The sequence below is a fragment of the Paenibacillus doosanensis genome, from assembly GCF_025060755.1.
In the GTDB taxonomy this organism is placed as follows: domain Bacteria; phylum Bacillota; class Bacilli; order Paenibacillales; family NBRC-103111; genus Paenibacillus_S; species Paenibacillus_S doosanensis.
Window position 1 is genome coordinate 118,949 of the sequence record NZ_JANYUY010000007.1, and the last position, 16,459, is coordinate 135,407.

Sequence of the window (16,459 nt, forward strand, 5' to 3'; positions counted from 1 at the left end):
TATCCTCCCTAGTTAAAACCTCATAATGTATCCTCAACCTAAAATATAATATAAAACTCCTGAAAGTTCAAATAAAAACTGTCCCGGACGGAAGTCTAGCTCCCTGATTTGACGCGCTCTTGTATAAACTTTCCTATCATTGCAATATCATCCGGATGGAAAAAAGGAACTCCTTCGATACGATATTTCTCCAGCTCCGCAGGAGCGACAACCGCGATAGGCGGTTTGGCGAGCAGTTGCAAAATGCGGGACTGTTCTTCATTGCGGAAAATCGCCAATTGATCGTGTCCGGCCCGCTTGAAGCCCTCGATCAATATGATCTCCAGCGGCTCGGCCTGATTCGACCGCAGCTCGCCGACGAGCTGTTCCAGCAGCCTTGGTTCCCGCCGGTAAACGATGTACGAATCGGGGGAAACGACTGCGGCTGCCGCGGCTCCCGCCGCAATAAATCCGGCCGAATCCGTCCCTTCCGCTTCTTTATAATGCCCATGAGCATCATGTTTAATAACCCCTGTGCGGACTCCCCGTTCCTGGAAATAAGCGATGAGCCGGGAAACAAGCGTCGTTTTGCCGCTGTCCGAGAATCCGGCGAAGCCGATGCATTCCTTCATTTACTCTTCCTCCAATGGCTGCTCCTTCAAATGATCCATCTGCAGCGAGGTTCCTCTGGTCTTGTGATTGCGGATTAAAGCAGAGGGGTCATTGCCGAGCATGCCTGCCGTAAGAACCGCATGTTCCCCGAATTTATCGCGCAGCGCATCCATCGCCCGGTTCAGCTTCTCCTTGGCAGGCTGCTTCTGGTAATCGAATAAATCGAGCTGAATCGGCGCGTCTTTTTTATCGAGCAAACTCTGCAAGGTGATTCCGAGCAAGCGGACGGGCTTGCCTGCGGGCCAATGATCTTCGAACAGCTTGCAGGCCATATGATAAATATCTTCCCGGTTTTCGGTCGGCGCATTCAGCTTCGAAGCCCGAGTAATCGTCTTCATGTCCGGATCGCGAATCGTAATCTGCACCGTCTGCGTCATCAAATGCTGCCTGCGCAGCCGCCGTCCGACCTGATCGGCCAAATTGAGAAAGACGCGATGAATATCCGCCGTCTCCGTATAATTCGTAGGCAAAGTCGTCGTATGCCCGATCGATTTGCTCTGGTCCTGCTCGGGCTCTACGGGTGACGAATCGTCTCCGTTGGCCGCGCGTTTCAGATGCGCCCCCATGATGCCGAAATGCTCTTCCAGCAGCTTATCGCTCGCATGGGCGAGCTGGCCCAGCGTATGAATATTGAGCCGCTTCAGCTTATCGGACGTCTTGCCGCCGATTCCGTACAAATAAGCGCACGGCCGGTCCCACAGCAGCCGGGGAACGTCCCTTTTGCGCAGCACGGATATGCCGCGCGGCTTCTTCATATCCGAGGCCATCTTGGCCAGCAGCTTGTTCGGAGCCACCCCTATCGAGCAGGGAAGCAGGAGCTCGTCGGCGATCCGCCGCTGGATCAGCTCGGCAATCTCAAGAGGAGTTCCGAACTGCTTGGAGCCGGTAATATCGACGTAGCATTCGTCAATCGACATCGCCTGAACGAGCGGCGAGTAATCGTAGGCAATTTTCATGAAGCGTCTGGAAAATTGCCGGTATAAATCGAAATCGGGACGGATAATGATCAGCTCGGGACATAGCTTCTGCGCCTGGCCGACGAGCATCCCCGTCTTGACGCCTCTGCCTCTTGCCGCATAGGAGCATGTCACGATAATGCCCTTGCGCAGCTCTACGCTGCCCGCCACCGCCGTCGGCTTGCCTTTATACAATTCGGGTTCTACGGCTTCGTGGACCGAGCAGTAAAACGCATTCATATCAATATGAAGAATAACTCTTCCGTTAACAGGATATGCTTCTTTATTTTCCATGTTCATACTCGGAGCGAAATGGACCCGAATATCGCCCTGCACGCCGCATGGTGGTGCACCCCCAGAATCATGTTACGTTCAGCATAAATGTTTGCGAAAGCAAGGTCAAGCACGGCGAACCGTCTATTTTTTGAAAACCGTATCCTTCTTTGGAAGGATTGTGATATAATTATTAATTATATTTTGCGCAAGCCCAGTATGACTCAGGAGGACAATCCATGGCTACTACCGTAAAAATTTTTGATACTACCCTAAGAGACGGCACGCAAGGAGAGGGAATCAGCTTATCCGTCGAGGACAAGATGAAGATCGCCCGCAAACTGGACTCTCTTGGCGTTCACTATATTGAAGGCGGATGGCCTGGCAGCAACAACAAGGATATCGAGTTTTTCAACCGGGTCAAGGAGCTTGAGCTGAAGAACGCCAAAGTGACCGCTTTCGGGAGCACCCGCAGGAAGGATACGCTGCCGGAGAACGATCTGAACCTGAACCGGATTCTCGAGGTCGGGGTTCCCGTAGCCACCATCTTCGGCAAATCGTGGGACTTCCACGTGCACCAGGCGATTCAAACGACGCTGGAAGAAAACCTGGCGATGATCTACGACTCCGTCAAATATTTGAAAAGCAACGGACTCGAAGTCATTTACGATGCCGAGCATTTCTTTGATGGCTACAAGAACAATGCGGAGTACGCTCTTCAAACGATTAAAAAGGCGGAGGAAGCCGGAGCGGACTGGATCGTGCTGTGCGATACGAACGGCGGCTCCATGCCTCATGAAATTTCTCAAATCGTTACGGTCGTCAAGCAAACGATCTCCACTCCGATCGGCATCCATGCCCATAACGATTGCGAGCTGGGGGTGGCCAACAGCCTTTCCGCCGTTATGGCGGGCGCCACGCAGGTGCAAGGCACCATCAACGGCTTCGGGGAACGCTGCGGCAACGCCAATCTCGTATCGGTCATTCCGAACCTGCAGCTAAAGCTGGGATATGAATGCATCGGCGCGGAGCAGCTGGCGACCTTATCCACAGTGGCCCGCTACGTTAGCGAGATCGCCAATATGCATTTGCCGGTTAATCAGCCTTATGTCGGCTCCGCCGCTTTCGCGCATAAGGGCGGCATTCACGTATCGGCCATTTTGCGCAATTCCAGCACGTACGAGCATATCACTCCGGAGCTCGTCGGCAACAAGCAGCGCGTGCTCGTATCCGAACTGGCCGGTCAAAGCAACCTTGTGTTCAAAGCGCAGGAGCTCGGACTCGATTTCGACAACGACAATCAGCAAACGAAAAAGCTGATCGAGCAGATCAAAGATATGGAACATCAGGGCTACCAGTTCGAAGGCGCCGACGCCACGCTGGAGCTGCTGATCCGCGATGCCTACGGCAAGCTGGAAGAAGCGTTCACGCTGGAATCGCTCAAAATTATGGTCGTGAAAACGGCCGATCAGCCGGTTGTTACCGAAGCGATCGTGAAGCTGAAGGTGAACGGAGAGACCGTGTATAACGCGGCTGAAGGCAACGGACCGGTAAATGCGCTGGACAATGCGCTTCGCAAATGCTTGATGCAGTATTATCCGTCGCTGCAGAACGTTCATCTCAGCGATTACAAGGTGCGAGTACTGGACGAAAAAGATACGACAGCCGCCAAAGTGCGCGTGCTGGTCGAGTCGACGGACTTCTCTTCCTCCTGGAGCACGGTTGGAGTATCGGGCAATGTGATCGAAGCAAGCTGGGACGCCTTGGTCGACAGCTTCCGTTATGCCCTGCTCGGACAATCCTGTACCGTCGTGCCGGATGAGCACAGAGAACGTGTCGGTTTAGTCAATCATTAATCATACAATGCGAACGCCCCCTTGTCAGGAATCGATATTCCGGGCAAGGGGGTGTTTGTCATTATCCTTGGATTAAAGCTTGGATTCGCTTCTCCAGCATATCCGGGGGCAGAACGTGAATCACCTCGCGCAGATTCCCCTGCCTGTCGACCAAGAAGCTGGTCGGCACGACCAAGATCCGGTACATCTCCGCCGTAGTTCCTTCGCTGTCCAGCAAAATCGGAAAAGCCAGCTCATGCTGCTTGACGAACCGCTTGACATCGTCCAGCCGATCCTCTCTCGTGACGTTGACGGAATACAGATCGAACTGTCCGCCGTATTTATCGTACACCCGCTTCAAGTCGGGAGCTTCCTCAAGGCAGGGCCCGCACCATGACGCCCAGAAATTGATCAATAGCGGCTTCTCGCGCGGGCCTCCCACCCGATATTGTTGGCCGTCCAGCCCCTTCAAGGTAAAGGCCGGCACCGGCTTTTGATAGACCATTTCCTGCGGTCTGCCGCCTGCCGCGGCGCTCGCTTCGGCACTGCGGCTCACTTCCGCCGCTTGATAAACGGCGAGTACCGTCAAGCAAAGCGCGATCAGCATGACGGGCATATTGCGTTTCTTCATGGCTGTCTCCTTTTTCAAGCTGAATACAACATCGTTTGCCGTTCTCTGATTCATTGTAACCAAAAAACGGCTTCTTTAGTTGTCCGATCCAAGGAAGATCATTGAAGAATGACGCCTGTGCGCCGTGGGCAAATTAGTCTTACCATAGCAGCTGAAGAGGAGACTGTCTGCAGATGCAAAAAACAAAATCGCGTAAATTGAACATTACCTTCGAAAGCGAAATTCAATACGAAGAGCCCGAACAACAGACCCAATCAAAAGCTTCCGGCAAGGAGTCCGGCGGAGCCAAAGGGAGCATATGGGAGTTTATCGCCATCGCTTCCGTTCCGCTCGTTCTCGTGCTCGGCAATTCCATGCTCGTGCCTATTTTGCCTCAAATGCAGGAGCAGCTCGGGATCAGCAAATTTCAAAGCAGCCTCGTTATAACGCTGTTTTCCGTAACGGCGGGCTTGATCATCCCGATCTCCGGCTACTTGTCCGACCGCTTCTCCCGCAAAGGGATTATGATTCCTTCCTTAATTATTTATGGAGCGGCAGGCGTTCTGGCCGGGTTCGGCGCCGTTTGGAAATCGTATCCGATCATCATAGCGGCTCGTGCCATTCAAGGCTTTGGGGCTGCGGGAACGGCCGCGATCGCCATGGCTTTGGCCGGAGATTTGTATAAAGGAGCTACCGAAAGCAAAGTGCTCGGATTGACGGAAGCGTCCAACGGAACAGGCAAGGTCGTAAGTCCGATCATCGGCTCCTTGCTTGCCCTTGTCGTATGGTATGCGGCGTTTTTCGCTTTCCCGGTATTTTGCCTGCTGTCGCTGCTGGCCGTCATATTTTTCCTTAAGGAACCGAAGAAGGAGCAGCCCGCGCCGAAGCTGGGGCCGTACTTGCACAAAATCGGCAGCATTCTGAAGCAAAAAGGACGCTGGCTCATCACCGCCTTTTTCACCGGTTCGCTCGCTTTGTTCATCTTATTCGGCGTGCTGTTTTATTTGTCCGATATTTTGGAGGAAGCCCCTTATCATGTCGTCGGCGTAACAAAAGGGTTGGTGCTTGCCATTCCGCTGCTCGGGATGGTCGTTACCTCGTATACGACGGGAGCCAACATTAAAAAAAACGGTACGCTGATGCGCTGGCTGATGAATATCGGAATGGCTTTAATGGCCGTCTCTCTGGGAGCTTGCATTTTTATTTTGCAAAAAAATTTGTACGTGCTCATCGGCTTGCTGACGCTAAGCAGCATCGGCACAGGACTGCTTCTCCCCTGCCTCAATACGATGATTACAGGCTCGGTGGAAAAGCAAGAACGCGGCATGATTACGTCGATCTACAACAGCCTGCGATTCCTCGGCGTAGCCTTCGGCCCGCCTCTGTTCAGCTGGATGATGGATATGTCCCATCAAATCGTTTTTATTTCGGTGACTGCCTTGTCCGTCATCACTTTGGGGCTTGTGTTCTTCCTTATCAAACCGGAAGGCAAGATCAGTTGAGGCGCATACCTGCGAAGCGCTATAATGATCGTAAACTATGACGCGATAAGGAAAAAATCTCTATGGACATGGACCGACCGATCATTCTGCCCGAACCGGTGTATCGCGGCCTGATTCGATACTGTTCGGAGCAAAGCCCCTGCGAAGCCTGCGGCCTGCTGCTCGGCTCCGAGGCGCAAGGGGCGCTGCATATGGAACGCTTCGTTCCCGTCCCGAATATAGCCGAGCGTCCGAAGCATCATTTTATAATGGACCCGGCCGCGCTGATCCCGTTTCTGTATCCATCCCCGGGGGAGCCCGCTCCGGCAGGTATCGTGCACTCCCACCCGCGGGCTGCGGCCGTTCCTTCTCCGGAAGACTTGGCTACGCCTTGGAGCGATATTCCCAGCCACTGGATCGTATCGTTGGCCGACCCTCGTTCTCCGGTCGTCAGGGCTTACCGCTACGAATCCGGAGGGCGCAAATATACCGAGCTGACATGGCGGCTGCTGCGCGGCGGCTCGGGGCAAGCCGGCGACGCAGAGTCGTCGGTGCAATAGATGGACGCGAACAATCCCTTCCTCCTTCTGCACCTGAAAAAACCTTCAGTCCCCTTGGAGACTGAAGGTTTATTGATGATGGCTGAGCTGGGCGTACAGATCGCCGAGCGTATGAATGCCGCGTTCCCGGAACTCCCGCATCAAATGCTGCCACAGCTTGGCGGTCATTACGGCGTCTTCGAGCGCATGATGGCGTCCGGCAATTTCGATTCCGTACCAATTAAGCAGCGTGTCCAGATCGTACTGCTTCAGCCTTGGGTGCAGCCATTTGGCGATCATCATCGTGTCCAGCATCCGGTGCGATAAATTGACCTTGGACGTTCTCCACAAAGCGGAGTTTAAAAAATGTTTGTCATGACCCGTACCGTGGGCAACGAGCACCTTTTGCCGCGCAAATTCAAGGAAGCCTCTCAGCCCGGCGATTAAATCGTCCGCCTTCCCCGCCATATCGTCGGTAATTCCCGTTAACTCCACCACCTGGTCGGGAATCGGGCGCTTCGGATTGACCAAACTGTAAAAAGTTTGATCTTTCCTGATGATGTCCCCATCAACGGCAACGGCTCCGAACGAAATGATCTCATCTCCGTTATACGGCGAAAACCCGGTAGTTTCCAAGTCGAAAACGACCAGTTCCACCGTCTCCAAAGAAATTTCGTATAGCGCATTTTTCCGCTGCTCCTTCATGATGGATCGAATGAAAGCCATCTGCTGCGCGCTTTGCACATCGAACATCGACGTGATAGCCGGAGTGATCCCGCCCATCTTATAGAGATGCCACATTCTGCCCGCAGGTCTCATGTCCTTCATCGCCGCACCACCTAACCTTGTTCAATCTCTTTATGGACGCTTTTCCTCACATATTTCTGCAAATCGCCGCCGATGCGCAGGCAGAGCTTCAGCTCCGCAGTCCGTTCCTTCGTCAGCCGGTCGGCCGGCAGCTTTCCTCTCGTCGTATAATGTCCGTCCTCAAGCTGAAACGGCGTCAGCGAGCGAAGCTTGACGGCAATCGCCAGAGCCTCGAGCCAATCCTGAGCGATCTCTTCCTCGACAAAGCCGCCTTCCAGCAAGCCGGCAATCCGGCCTTCGGTCGATTCGGCGCGAACGCCCTTCTCGATAGCCAGCAGCCGGATTCCGTTAACGATCGGGATATAAGCCCCGTACTTAATATCCACTCCTCCGGCATCTTCGCCGTATCTTTCTCTAATTAATTGACCGAACACGCCCAGTGATATTTTATGATGCAGCGTATTGTGCAGCATATGCTCCAATATAGCGGGATGCCGCTCCGCATACGCATACATCTGATCCATAAGCCGGGAGGCGAGCGAGCGCTCTCCGTATACGGCGCGCATATCGGCCAAAATGAGCAAATACCTGATATGCTCCCAATTCGGGTCGACAAGCCATTCGTGGAGCGTCGATTGATAATGACTCCACGGCTTGCGCCACTTGTCGTTCGTACAGATGACGCCTCCGACGCATAGCGGGTACCCGAGCAGCTGCAAATATCCGCCGATCCGATCCGCCAATATACGGAAGTACGCTTCCGCCGTCGCGGCCGCCCGTTCATCCTCCGCATCTTCGTAAATCAAACCGTTGTCTTGATCGCTCCAGAGAGTCTGCTCTCCCCTGCCTCCGCTGCCGAACAGGACAAACGCGTAAGCCCCCGGAGCTTTCCCGGCTCCTTCCATGAGCAGCGCTTCTTCGGCAAGCCGTACGCTCCGGGCGATAAGCCAATCATGCGCCTGATTCAGCTCCCGGTTCCAATCCAGAGAATGGGAAACGCAGAGATTGCGCTCGAACTCCTCATGCAACCGGTCGCGATATTGACGAAGCCGCTCCATATCCGCGGCCGCCTTGATTTCGGCACGGATCGTTTCCATCGGGAGGCGTTCCATAAAGCATCTCCTTTCCGTTCAAGCATCTTCCGCTCGCCGTCAAAGCCAGGCCCCGCTTGAGCGCGAGCCTGGCCAAAGCTTGTTGCGGACCGCCGGCAGTCGGCCCTTCTCCTTATACCTTATACCGTTTGAGCGCCCCCGGAGCTTGTTCCCGAGCTTTGAGCCGCTTTTTTCATTTGCTCCGGATAGCCGTACGTACCGTGTTCGGACAGGTCCAAGCCGATAATTTCTTCTTCTTCCGTAACGCGCAGGCCGATCATCGCTTTGATCAAGCTCAGGATGATGAAGGACAACACAAGAACGAAGACGAATGCGCCGAATACGCCGAGCGCTTGCACGCCCAATTGCTCCAAACCGCCGCCGTACAGCAAGCCCGCTTTGCCCACGCCCGTTTTCTCGGCCAGCTCGGGCGTTGCGAAAATACCCGTCGACAACGTGCCCCAAATCCCTGCAATGCCGTGAACGGAAAAAGCATAGACCGGATCGTCGATCCCCGCTTTTTCAAACCATTGCGCCGTGAAGAAAGTAATAATGCCTGCCAAAGCGCCGATAATGATCGCGTCGCGGGGAGTTACGAAGGCGCAAGCCGCCGTAATCGCAACGAGTGCCGCCAGTACGCCGTTCAGCATGCTTGGAATGTCCGCTTTGCCGAAGTACATCCAAGACACGACTAGCGCCGCTACCGCGCCTGCCGCAGCCGCAAGATTCGTCGTCAACGCTACGTAACCGAAGAACCCTTCGCCTGTCGCGCTCAATGTCGAGCCTGCGTTAAAGCCGAACCAGCCGATCCAGAGAATAATCACGCCGAGAACCGATAATACTTGGTTATGCCCCGGAATCAAATTCGGCGTTTTATCTTTATTGTATTTACCGATACGTGGCTTGAGCAAGATCGTAGCTACCAATGCCGCAGTCGCTCCTTGCAAGTGAACCACGGTCGAGCCCGCGAAATCCTGCATTCCCAATTGGCCGAGCCAGCCGCCGCCCCATACCCAGTGAGCGACGATAGGATAAATAAGCACCGTGAACAAAATTCCGAAGATAAAGTACACCGGCAGCTTGCCGCGCTCTGCGAACCCGCCCCAGGCGATAGCCAAGGATACGCCGCAGAAAGCGAGCTGGAACAAGAATAAAATGCTGATCGGAATCGGCGACTCGGCGAACAAGCTGATGGAAGCCGTCGCTTGCTCTTGAGAACCGTCCAGGAAAAATCCGCCCGAGCCTATGAAGCTGTTGCCGTCGCCGAACGCGAAACCGAACCCGATGGCCCAAAAGGCAATAGCGCAAATACCGAAGGTCAAAATGGTCTTGCCGGCAACGTGCCCCGCATTCTTCATACGAGTGGAGCCCGCCTCCAGAAGCGCAAAGCCCGCTTGCATGAATATGACGAGGATCGCCGCCAGCATAACCCATACCGAGTCGATTGCATTTGCCAGCTCTGCCGGAGTCTTGTCATCCGCTGCGAAGGCCATCGTAGGAATGAGCAGTGACAAAAGACCTGTAGATACAAGCATTTTCTTAAACATAGTGACCACTTCCTCTTCAATGTTAATTTATATAACATGTTTTGAAAATCTTAATGTCATTATATACAGCATTTTTCAATTTGACAATAGAATATTTTTAAAAAATCCCATAAATTCCGAAAAATAATCTAACATTTTATGTTCATAATTCGGTTTTTAAATGGAAATTCAGAAAAACAAAGCCATTTTTGTTATATTTCCTTACAATAAAGACAAGCCGTTCGGCTAAATCTCGCGTATTCCCCCCGAAAATTTCATGTAAGATTTCCTCCCACATTCGAATTCACCGCTCCTCTTTCCTTCTATTTACGGAGCTTATTTTTTGCATCGTCAACAGTTTGTCGAACTTATCCCTTTCGTTTCCCATTGACAAAGCATAACGTTTGACTGTACGGTTTGATTTCAGTTATCATAAATACTAAAGAGTATGTTAGAGACATACATACTAATAGATGATTCATTCAGGGAGGGGATACCATGGGGATATGAAGCTTTATAAAATAGGAGAGATGGCTCGCTTGACGAACGTCAGCCCCAGAACGATCGACTATTATACGAAGATGGGACTCATCGAGCCAGAGAAGCGTTCCGATACCAATTATCGATTATACAGCGATGAAACCTTAACCCGGCTCAAACGTATTGAAAGTATGAAAAGGGAGAAATATACCCTCGAGGAAATCAAGGCGAACTTAACGTTGTGGACAAAGGTAAGTCAGGATGAGATCGTGACAGATAAGCTCACAGCACTTCAATTGCATCTGCAGCAGTTGCAGAAAGAAGTCCAAGAAATTCGTCCGATCCTCGACAAGCTGAAACCGTCTCAACTGAAAAACTTCAATAAAGTGCTTACTCCGCACACCGCCGCTTGTATTGAAGCCTTGCTGCTGCTGTTGGGTAAGAGCCCCTTTTCCTAATATATAAGGAGGTCTGCTGCCATGTTTTTTCACCCGATGGATTTTTTAATCATCATTGCTTTTGCGCTTTCTTTATGGGCTCAATTCCGTGTGAAAGGTACCTTCAACAAGTGGGCGGAAGTACCTACCTATTCCGGAATGACGGGGTATGAAGCGGCCCGCCGCATGCTGGACGCCAACGGCTTGCATGACGTGCCTATCGAGCCGGTCCCCGGCAGCCTGACGGACCATTACGACCCGATCCACCGGGTAGTGCGCTTATCCGAGCCGGTATATTACGAGAATTCGATCGCCGCGGTCTCCGTGGCGTGCCACGAAGTAGGCCATGCTATCCAGCATAAGGTACATTACCCGATGCTGACGCTGCGCCACAATATGTTTCCGGTCGTCAATTTCGCTTCGGGCGTTGCGCCGCTGCTCATTTTGGCCGGTTTGTTTTTCCAGCAGTTCAGCTTCTTGCTCGGTCTCGGGATCATCTTCTTCTCCGCGGCCGTCGCGTTCCAATTGGTTACTTTGCCGGTCGAATTTAACGCGAGCAACCGCGCCCGCGATGTAATGGTCGCCGAAGGCTTCATTACGAACGACGAAGAGCGCGGAGTCGCCAAAGTGCTGAATGCCGCAGCGTTGACTTATGTTGCCGCAGCGTTAATCTCCGTTCTCGAGCTGCTCAAATATATTATGATTTTCAACAACCGCAACAACGACTAATTCGGACAAGAAAGAAGGTCCTGCGGTTCATAGAAAAAGCAAAACGCCGCTTGCGCAAAGCGGCGTTTGTTGTCATTGTTTAGGAAATGATGCGCAGCAATTTCCTGTGGATATCCGGGGGCTCCCCCGAAAGTAATGTCTACCCATAGAACGATCCCAGCGGAATGGTTAGACGCCGATCCAGCTGAAGCTGGATGCGGACGGAATAAGCTTCAGAGCATCACGTCACTACCCTGGAAATTACTCTTGGTACCCCATTTCCATTGTCTGTGGTGCCGCGTAGCGGCATGGATGGCTTTTGGGGGATTTGTTCTTCCCGATTGACAGGCAGGAGCTGTTAAGCTATTGGTTATAGCAGAAAAATTCCAGTAAAAATTGCTGGAACACTTCGGCGACCAGCGGAAGCTTCTCGCCGGAGCGATGAATCAGCCCGACGCTGCGCGTCACTTGCGGGTCCGTGACCCTTACTTTGGCCGGCTGCAGCTGGCTGATCTCCGTAAGCGCCATTTCCGGCAGCAGACTGACTCCCATGCCGGCGGCTACCAGGCCGCGTATCGTATCCGTCTCCTCGCCCTCGAAGCCGATTCGCGGCACGAAGCCGGCCTTCGCACAGGCCTCCAGCACGATGTTGCGCAGCGAGTATTCTTCGCTGAACATCACGAACGATTCGTCCCTCAGCTGCTCCAGCCGGATGCTTTGATACTCGGCAAGCACATGCCCTTGGGGCAAAATGGCAAACATCTCCTCCCGAAGCAGCAGCTCGCCGCTGACGTGCTCGTGTTGATCGGGAAAAGGCGATATAAACGCCAAATCGATCTCGCCGTTTTTGACGTCTCTGATCAAGCTGTTATAAGTGCCTTGGCGCAGCCGGAATTTGACGTTAGGATGTTTCTCGCGAAAATGCGCCACCACCGTAGGCAGCAAATAAATGCCCAGGCTGTGCGGGAAGCCGATGCGAATTTCACCCGCTTCCGGATCAAGAAATTCGCGCACTTCAATAACCGCCCTCTCCAGCTCCGTTAACACCGCTTCCGCACGGTGCAGGAACAGCTTGCCGACCGGAGTCAACTGCAAATTGCGCCCCTTTTGCACAAACAAGGATACGCCGAGCTCCTCCTCCAATTGATGTATTTGACGACTTACTGCCGATTGAGCGACATGAAGCTCCTCGGCCGCTTGAGTCACATGTTGTTTGCGAGCTACCTTCACAAAATATTGCAGCTGTCTAAGTTCCACAGCGGTTCTCCTTCCGATTGGACAAGTTCCTTTTAAAAAGCTTATAATAATTGTTGGTGAAATACCAATCATTCTCATTGAAATTTAAGGAGGCCCATTTACAATGGCACAAGAACGTACGGGAGTAGCAACTTTTAAGAACAATCCGATCACTCTGGTGGGACCGGAAGTCAAAGTTGGAGATAAAGCCCCTGACTTTACTGTGAACAAAAACTTGCTTGAGCAAGCGTCACTGGCCGACTATGCCGGCAAAATTAAATTGATCAGCGTGGTACCTTCCCTCGATACCGGCGTATGCGACGCTCAAACTCGCCGTTTCAACGAAGAAGCAGCCAAATTGGGCGACAACGTAGTTGTTCTGACCATCAGCGTTGACCTTCCGTTCGCTCAATCCCGCTGGTGCGGAGCGGCAGGCATCGACAAAGTCGTTACGCTGTCCGACTACAAAAGCAAATCGTTCGGCCAAGCTTACGGCGTGCTGATCCAAGAACTTCAATTGCTGATGAGATCCATCTTCGTTATCGATGCTAACGATACTGTACAATATGTGCAATATCTCGGCGAAATGACTGAACATCCGAACTACGAAGCAGCTGTGGAAGCCGTTAAAAAATTAGTTTAATTTTCCCAATTACATTCATAAACATTCCCCTGCCATGTCAGCGCCGAAGCGGCATCGGCGGGGGAATTTGTTTTTGGTGCCGGGAATGACGCTTTAGCCGTTTTCTGAAAATCTCCGAAGGGGCTTACCACCTGCCGTAACGAACTGATCATGGAAAATTCCCGATCGGCCCCGTTGCTTAAAAAAACACACACGCAGCGAAAAACAGCGGGAGAAGCCAAGCTTCTCCCGCTGTTTTTGGCCGTTACCCGTTGTAACGAGGGGTTTGGCAACCTCCGCCAAAGCAGTCGCTTTTCTTGCCATGATAAACGTCTAACGATGATCCGTTATTCGCTTAAGATAGATCTTTATAAGCACTCAATCGTTTATCCAGCTGCTTGTATATTTCAAGGATCGTGCGGTAATTGGAACCGAGATCGCCCAAAGAGCCTCTGGATGCGGAATAAACGTCGATAGCTGTTTTTAGCGGGTTAATCGAAAACAAAGTTAGCGTGATATCTTGAGTGCGGCCTGTAATTGTTTTTTTCTCGACCACGATTTCTCCCACATTTCTTACTTCATGAAGCAGCTTGTACCCATTCATTTTCTTGAACATGTTGGTTACTTCTTCCCAAACCTGATCCATCGACATTTTATAATATCGGGTTTTCAACGCCGGATCTTTTGCTTTCTCACCAGTGGTTTCATGGCTGCGAACAAGGCCGATTAAGGTGCGCTTTAACAAAGCTTTCCCTCCTCAATGAAGTACAATACAAAATCCGGTTTACACTATCTTTAATCATAACATTGTTTGCCTAATTGAGAAAGTGTTATTTCACATTTTTGACATCTTTATGATATGTATATGAAGAAATGTTACAGCCGTATTACAGATATTTCCTGAGCCAATCGTTTTACATCTTCCACTCGGACAAAGCCGGCTTCAAAGGTCAGCGCATCGGCCGCACCGGCGGCCGCCGCCTGGACAAGAGCACGCTCCATAGAAGCTCCGGAAGCCAATTGCACGGCCAAAGCGCCGACGAACGAATCCCCGCATCCAACCGTGTTGACGGCCCTTATACGGGGCGCCGGCACTTTGTAAAGCGTCCCGTTATGAGCGGCAATACAGCCTTGCGCCCCCAATGAAACGACGGCGCAGGCAATCCCTTGAGCGAGCAGCCGGGCGAGCAGAGGGTACAGCTCCACCTCCCGTTCCAGAGGCTTCCCGAGCAGCCGGGCGACTTCGTGTTCATTGGGCTTGATCAGAAACGGCTTCGCGGCGATCCCTTGAACGAGACCATCTCCGCTCGTATCCAATATCGTCAAGCAGCCTGCGGCTTGAGCTGCGGCAATGAGCTCGCGGTACACGGAAGAAGGGATTCCCTCCGGAATGCTCCCGGAAAAGACGGCGACCTTGGATCGGCGGGCTCCCAGTTCTACCTTCCTCTTCAATTCGGACAATTCCTGCGCGGTGACCGGAGGGCCCGGCTCCAGCAGCTCCGTCGCCTGTCCCGAAGCCTCGTCAATGATCGTCAGGCATAGACGGGATTCGCCTCCTGCGACACGGACGAAGTCATGCCCTACATCCAAGTCGGATAGCATGTCCGTGATCGCTTCGCCGTTTTTCCCGCCTACAAATCCTGTGGCCAGACTCGGCATGCCGAATTGCCGGACAACCCGGGCCACGTTGATCCCTTTGCCTCCCGGATGAACCAGCGGCCTGCCTGCGCGGGTCGCCTCGCCAATGGGAAACTTGGGGACGATATACGTTTTATCGATGGCTGCATTGAGCGTCACCGTCAAAATCATGATCGCTTCCTCCTTAGCGGTCTGCGGATATATAATGGACGTGCTTCTTTCGCCGAGGCCAAAAGGCTCCGCACTCTACTGCAAGCGCATTTTATCGCGGATAACCGCGGAGACGGCTCCAAGAGCGCAGCAGTCTTCCCCCAGGCGGGAATAGGTCACCTGGACGTTAAACGAGCTTATATAGGAAAATCGCGACGCTAGCGATTCATGGATACTCTCGTTGATCCACGGCGCGTATTGCCCCATGGCATTGCCGATGACGATCATTTGCGGATTCAGCGTATGCATCATGTTGCCGATCCCAACCCCCAGGCGCAGCCCCGCCTTGCCGACGGCGGCTATAGCTTCGGGTTCGCCGGCCTGCAGCAGCTTCAGCAGCACGGCGGTGAAATCGGGCGTATACTCCAAACCGAGCGCACCGGCAATCGCCTTCTCGGACGCGTACATTTCCCAACAACCGAGATTGCCGCAAGAACAAGGGCGGCCGTTCAGCTCCATCGTCGTATGGCCGACCTCGCCTGCATACCCGTTATAGCCGCGAAACAACTCTCCGTGCAGCACGAGCCCGGCTCCGATGCCCGCCCCCACGCTTAAGTACAGCATGTCCGAGCAATCGGCCGCCGCGCCGTATTCCAGCTCGCCCAGAGCGGCCAGATTCGCTTCATTGTCTATGATGACGGGAAGCCCGAGCTCTCCTTCCAGCGCCTCTTTCCAATCCAGTTTCTTCCACCCGGTCTGCGGCACGAATAAAATGCGGCTCGAAGGGTATTCCACAAAGCCGTGAATGCCGATGCCTACGCCGACCAGCCCCAGCGGGCTTGCAGGAAGCGCCTGCCGTTCCCGCTTTAATAGCCGTATCAGCTGCAGCAGCACGCGCTCTGCGTCCGCCGCTTGCTCGTACGGGTATAACGCCTTGCGGACAATACGGCCTCCCCTATCGGTAACGATAAACAGCATATTCGTCGACCGCAGGTCGACCCCTATAATATGGCCGGCCTCGTGATTCATCTCCAGCATCATCGGCTTGCGGCCGCCGCTGGAAGCTCCGATGCCGGTTTCCATAATCCAATGCTCGGCAATTAATTCTTCTACCAGCGCAGACACCGTGGCACGGGTTAGCTTGGTTCGCTTGGCGAGCTCCGCCCTGGAAATCGGGGCATGAAGCTTAACTAAACCGAGCAGCGTCGATTTGTTAATAGACTTCAATAAGGAGCTGTCGCCGGACATCGTCCCTCGTTTCACTGTATCCACCATCCGTTTTCTCTACTATGAGGCACATTTATTTTATATAACATCAAGTCAAAAGTCAGCAGGATTTTTGAAACTGCTTCCGAATATATTATATCATGCATTTGTTCATCAAATAAACAAAGTTATCTATTATCGTTTGAGGTGAAA

At 52.8% G+C, this 16,459-nt stretch carries 16 protein-coding genes; 6 read left to right on the forward strand and 10 right to left on the reverse strand.

Annotated elements, in window-relative coordinates; all coding sequences use genetic code 11:
- Positions 1–95: 95 nt before the first annotated feature.
- Together mobB and N0M98_RS08265 are read right to left on the reverse strand one after the other, a co-directional pair.
- Positions 96–611, reverse strand: coding sequence for a molybdopterin-guanine dinucleotide biosynthesis protein B (mobB, locus tag N0M98_RS08260; protein ID WP_259617516.1), 516 nt, complete (start codon positions 609–611; stop codon positions 96–98).
- Complete coding sequence (locus N0M98_RS08265) at positions 612–1,907, reverse strand: DNA polymerase IV (RefSeq protein ID WP_249864889.1); 1,296 nt, start codon at positions 1,905–1,907, stop codon at positions 612–614.
- A 212-nt stretch (positions 1,908–2,119) separates the two neighbouring features.
- Here N0M98_RS08265 and cimA point away from each other — a divergent pair, with 212 nt between their 5' ends.
- On the forward strand, positions 2,120–3,736 hold the full coding sequence (gene cimA / locus N0M98_RS08270; protein ID WP_259617517.1) for a citramalate synthase: 1,617 nt from the start codon (positions 2,120–2,122) through the stop codon (positions 3,734–3,736).
- Between the two features lie 61 nt (positions 3,737–3,797).
- On the opposite strand, the gene N0M98_RS08275 is transcribed toward cimA, so the two are convergent.
- Positions 3,798–4,346: a TlpA family protein disulfide reductase gene (locus N0M98_RS08275; protein WP_259617518.1), complete on the reverse strand. Its 549-nt coding sequence runs from the start codon at positions 4,344–4,346 to the stop codon at positions 3,798–3,800.
- 173 nt (positions 4,347–4,519) lie between these two features.
- Between N0M98_RS08275 and N0M98_RS08280 the strand changes: the two genes are divergently transcribed.
- Both N0M98_RS08280 and N0M98_RS08285 read left to right on the forward strand, forming a co-directional pair.
- Positions 4,520–5,827, forward strand: a complete 1,308-nt coding sequence (locus tag N0M98_RS08280) for an MFS transporter (RefSeq protein ID WP_259617519.1) — start codon at positions 4,520–4,522, stop codon at positions 5,825–5,827.
- A gap of 62 nt (positions 5,828–5,889) precedes the next feature.
- The gene (locus N0M98_RS08285; protein ID WP_259617520.1) at positions 5,890–6,366 is read left to right on the forward strand and encodes a M67 family metallopeptidase; all 477 of its coding nucleotides are present in this window, start codon (positions 5,890–5,892) and stop codon (positions 6,364–6,366) included.
- Positions 6,367–6,435: 69 nt separating this feature from the next.
- Here the strand turns inward: N0M98_RS08285 and N0M98_RS08290 are convergent, their stop codons facing one another.
- The 3 genes from N0M98_RS08290 to N0M98_RS08300 all read right to left on the reverse strand — a co-directional run bounded on the left by N0M98_RS08290 (position 6,436) and on the right by N0M98_RS08300 (position 9,790).
- Complete coding sequence (locus tag N0M98_RS08290) at positions 6,436–7,173, reverse strand: exonuclease domain-containing protein (protein ID WP_259617521.1); 738 nt, start codon at positions 7,171–7,173, stop codon at positions 6,436–6,438.
- Between the two features lie 11 nt (positions 7,174–7,184).
- The gene (locus N0M98_RS08295) at positions 7,185–8,264 is read right to left on the reverse strand and encodes a DUF294 nucleotidyltransferase-like domain-containing protein (RefSeq protein WP_259617522.1); all 1,080 of its coding nucleotides are present in this window, start codon (positions 8,262–8,264) and stop codon (positions 7,185–7,187) included.
- A gap of 119 nt (positions 8,265–8,383) precedes the next feature.
- Complete coding sequence (locus tag N0M98_RS08300; protein ID WP_259617523.1) at positions 8,384–9,790, reverse strand: ammonium transporter; 1,407 nt, start codon at positions 9,788–9,790, stop codon at positions 8,384–8,386.
- 485 nt (positions 9,791–10,275) lie between these two features.
- On the opposite strand from N0M98_RS08300, the gene N0M98_RS08305 reads away from it, so the two are divergent.
- A complete protein-coding gene (locus N0M98_RS08305) occupies positions 10,276–10,707 on the forward strand; it encodes a MerR family transcriptional regulator (RefSeq protein ID WP_249864897.1) in 432 nt (143 codons plus the stop codon).
- A 21-nt stretch (positions 10,708–10,728) separates the two neighbouring features.
- On the forward strand, positions 10,729–11,415 hold the full coding sequence (locus N0M98_RS08310) for a zinc metallopeptidase (RefSeq protein WP_249864898.1): 687 nt from the start codon (positions 10,729–10,731) through the stop codon (positions 11,413–11,415).
- 342 nt (positions 11,416–11,757) lie between these two features.
- On the opposite strand, the gene gltC is transcribed toward N0M98_RS08310, so the two are convergent.
- On the reverse strand, positions 11,758–12,651 hold the full coding sequence (gene gltC / locus N0M98_RS08315) for a glutamate biosynthesis transcriptional regulator GltC (RefSeq protein ID WP_249864899.1): 894 nt from the start codon (positions 12,649–12,651) through the stop codon (positions 11,758–11,760).
- A gap of 103 nt (positions 12,652–12,754) precedes the next feature.
- Between gltC and tpx the strand changes: the two genes are divergently transcribed.
- A complete protein-coding gene (tpx, locus tag N0M98_RS08320) occupies positions 12,755–13,273 on the forward strand; it encodes a thiol peroxidase (protein ID WP_249864900.1) in 519 nt (172 codons plus the stop codon).
- A gap of 334 nt (positions 13,274–13,607) precedes the next feature.
- Here tpx and N0M98_RS08325 read toward each other — a convergent pair whose 3' ends face one another.
- From N0M98_RS08325 to N0M98_RS08335, 3 genes are all read right to left on the reverse strand, one after another.
- Positions 13,608–13,997 (reverse strand): DUF1499 domain-containing protein, encoded by a 390-nt coding sequence (locus N0M98_RS08325; protein WP_249864901.1) that lies wholly within the window; start codon positions 13,995–13,997, stop codon positions 13,608–13,610.
- A gap of 131 nt (positions 13,998–14,128) precedes the next feature.
- Complete coding sequence (locus N0M98_RS08330; RefSeq protein WP_259617524.1) at positions 14,129–15,061, reverse strand: 1-phosphofructokinase family hexose kinase; 933 nt, start codon at positions 15,059–15,061, stop codon at positions 14,129–14,131.
- A gap of 75 nt (positions 15,062–15,136) precedes the next feature.
- Positions 15,137–16,315 (reverse strand): ROK family transcriptional regulator, encoded by a 1,179-nt coding sequence (locus N0M98_RS08335; RefSeq protein WP_259617525.1) that lies wholly within the window; start codon positions 16,313–16,315, stop codon positions 15,137–15,139.
- Between the last annotated feature and the right edge of the window lie 144 nt (positions 16,316–16,459).

Bases quoted from the DNA above. Each gene is read 5' to 3' on its own strand.
- mobB (WP_259617516.1), bottom strand. From the start codon at position 611: ATGAAGGAATGCATCGGCTTCGCCGGATTCTCGGACAGCGGCAAAACG.
- N0M98_RS08265 (WP_249864889.1), bottom strand. From the start codon at position 1,907: ATGAACATGGAAAATAAAGAAGCATATCCTGTTAACGGAAGAGTTATT.
- cimA (WP_259617517.1), top strand. From the start codon at position 2,120: ATGGCTACTACCGTAAAAATTTTTGATACTACCCTAAGAGACGGCACG.
- N0M98_RS08275 (WP_259617518.1), bottom strand. From the start codon at position 4,346: ATGAAGAAACGCAATATGCCCGTCATGCTGATCGCGCTTTGCTTGACG.
- N0M98_RS08280 (WP_259617519.1), top strand. From the start codon at position 4,520: ATGCAAAAAACAAAATCGCGTAAATTGAACATTACCTTCGAAAGCGAA.
- N0M98_RS08285 (WP_259617520.1), top strand. From the start codon at position 5,890: ATGGACATGGACCGACCGATCATTCTGCCCGAACCGGTGTATCGCGGC.
- N0M98_RS08290 (WP_259617521.1), bottom strand. From the start codon at position 7,173: ATGAAGGACATGAGACCTGCGGGCAGAATGTGGCATCTCTATAAGATG.
- N0M98_RS08295 (WP_259617522.1), bottom strand. From the start codon at position 8,264: ATGGAACGCCTCCCGATGGAAACGATCCGTGCCGAAATCAAGGCGGCC.
- N0M98_RS08300 (WP_259617523.1), bottom strand. From the start codon at position 9,790: ATGTTTAAGAAAATGCTTGTATCTACAGGTCTTTTGTCACTGCTCATT.
- N0M98_RS08305 (WP_249864897.1), top strand. From the start codon at position 10,276: ATGAAGCTTTATAAAATAGGAGAGATGGCTCGCTTGACGAACGTCAGC.
- N0M98_RS08310 (WP_249864898.1), top strand. From the start codon at position 10,729: ATGTTTTTTCACCCGATGGATTTTTTAATCATCATTGCTTTTGCGCTT.
- tpx (WP_249864900.1), top strand. From the start codon at position 12,755: ATGGCACAAGAACGTACGGGAGTAGCAACTTTTAAGAACAATCCGATC.
- N0M98_RS08330 (WP_259617524.1), bottom strand. From the start codon at position 15,061: ATGATTTTGACGGTGACGCTCAATGCAGCCATCGATAAAACGTATATC.
- N0M98_RS08335 (WP_259617525.1), bottom strand. From the start codon at position 16,315: ATGGTGGATACAGTGAAACGAGGGACGATGTCCGGCGACAGCTCCTTA.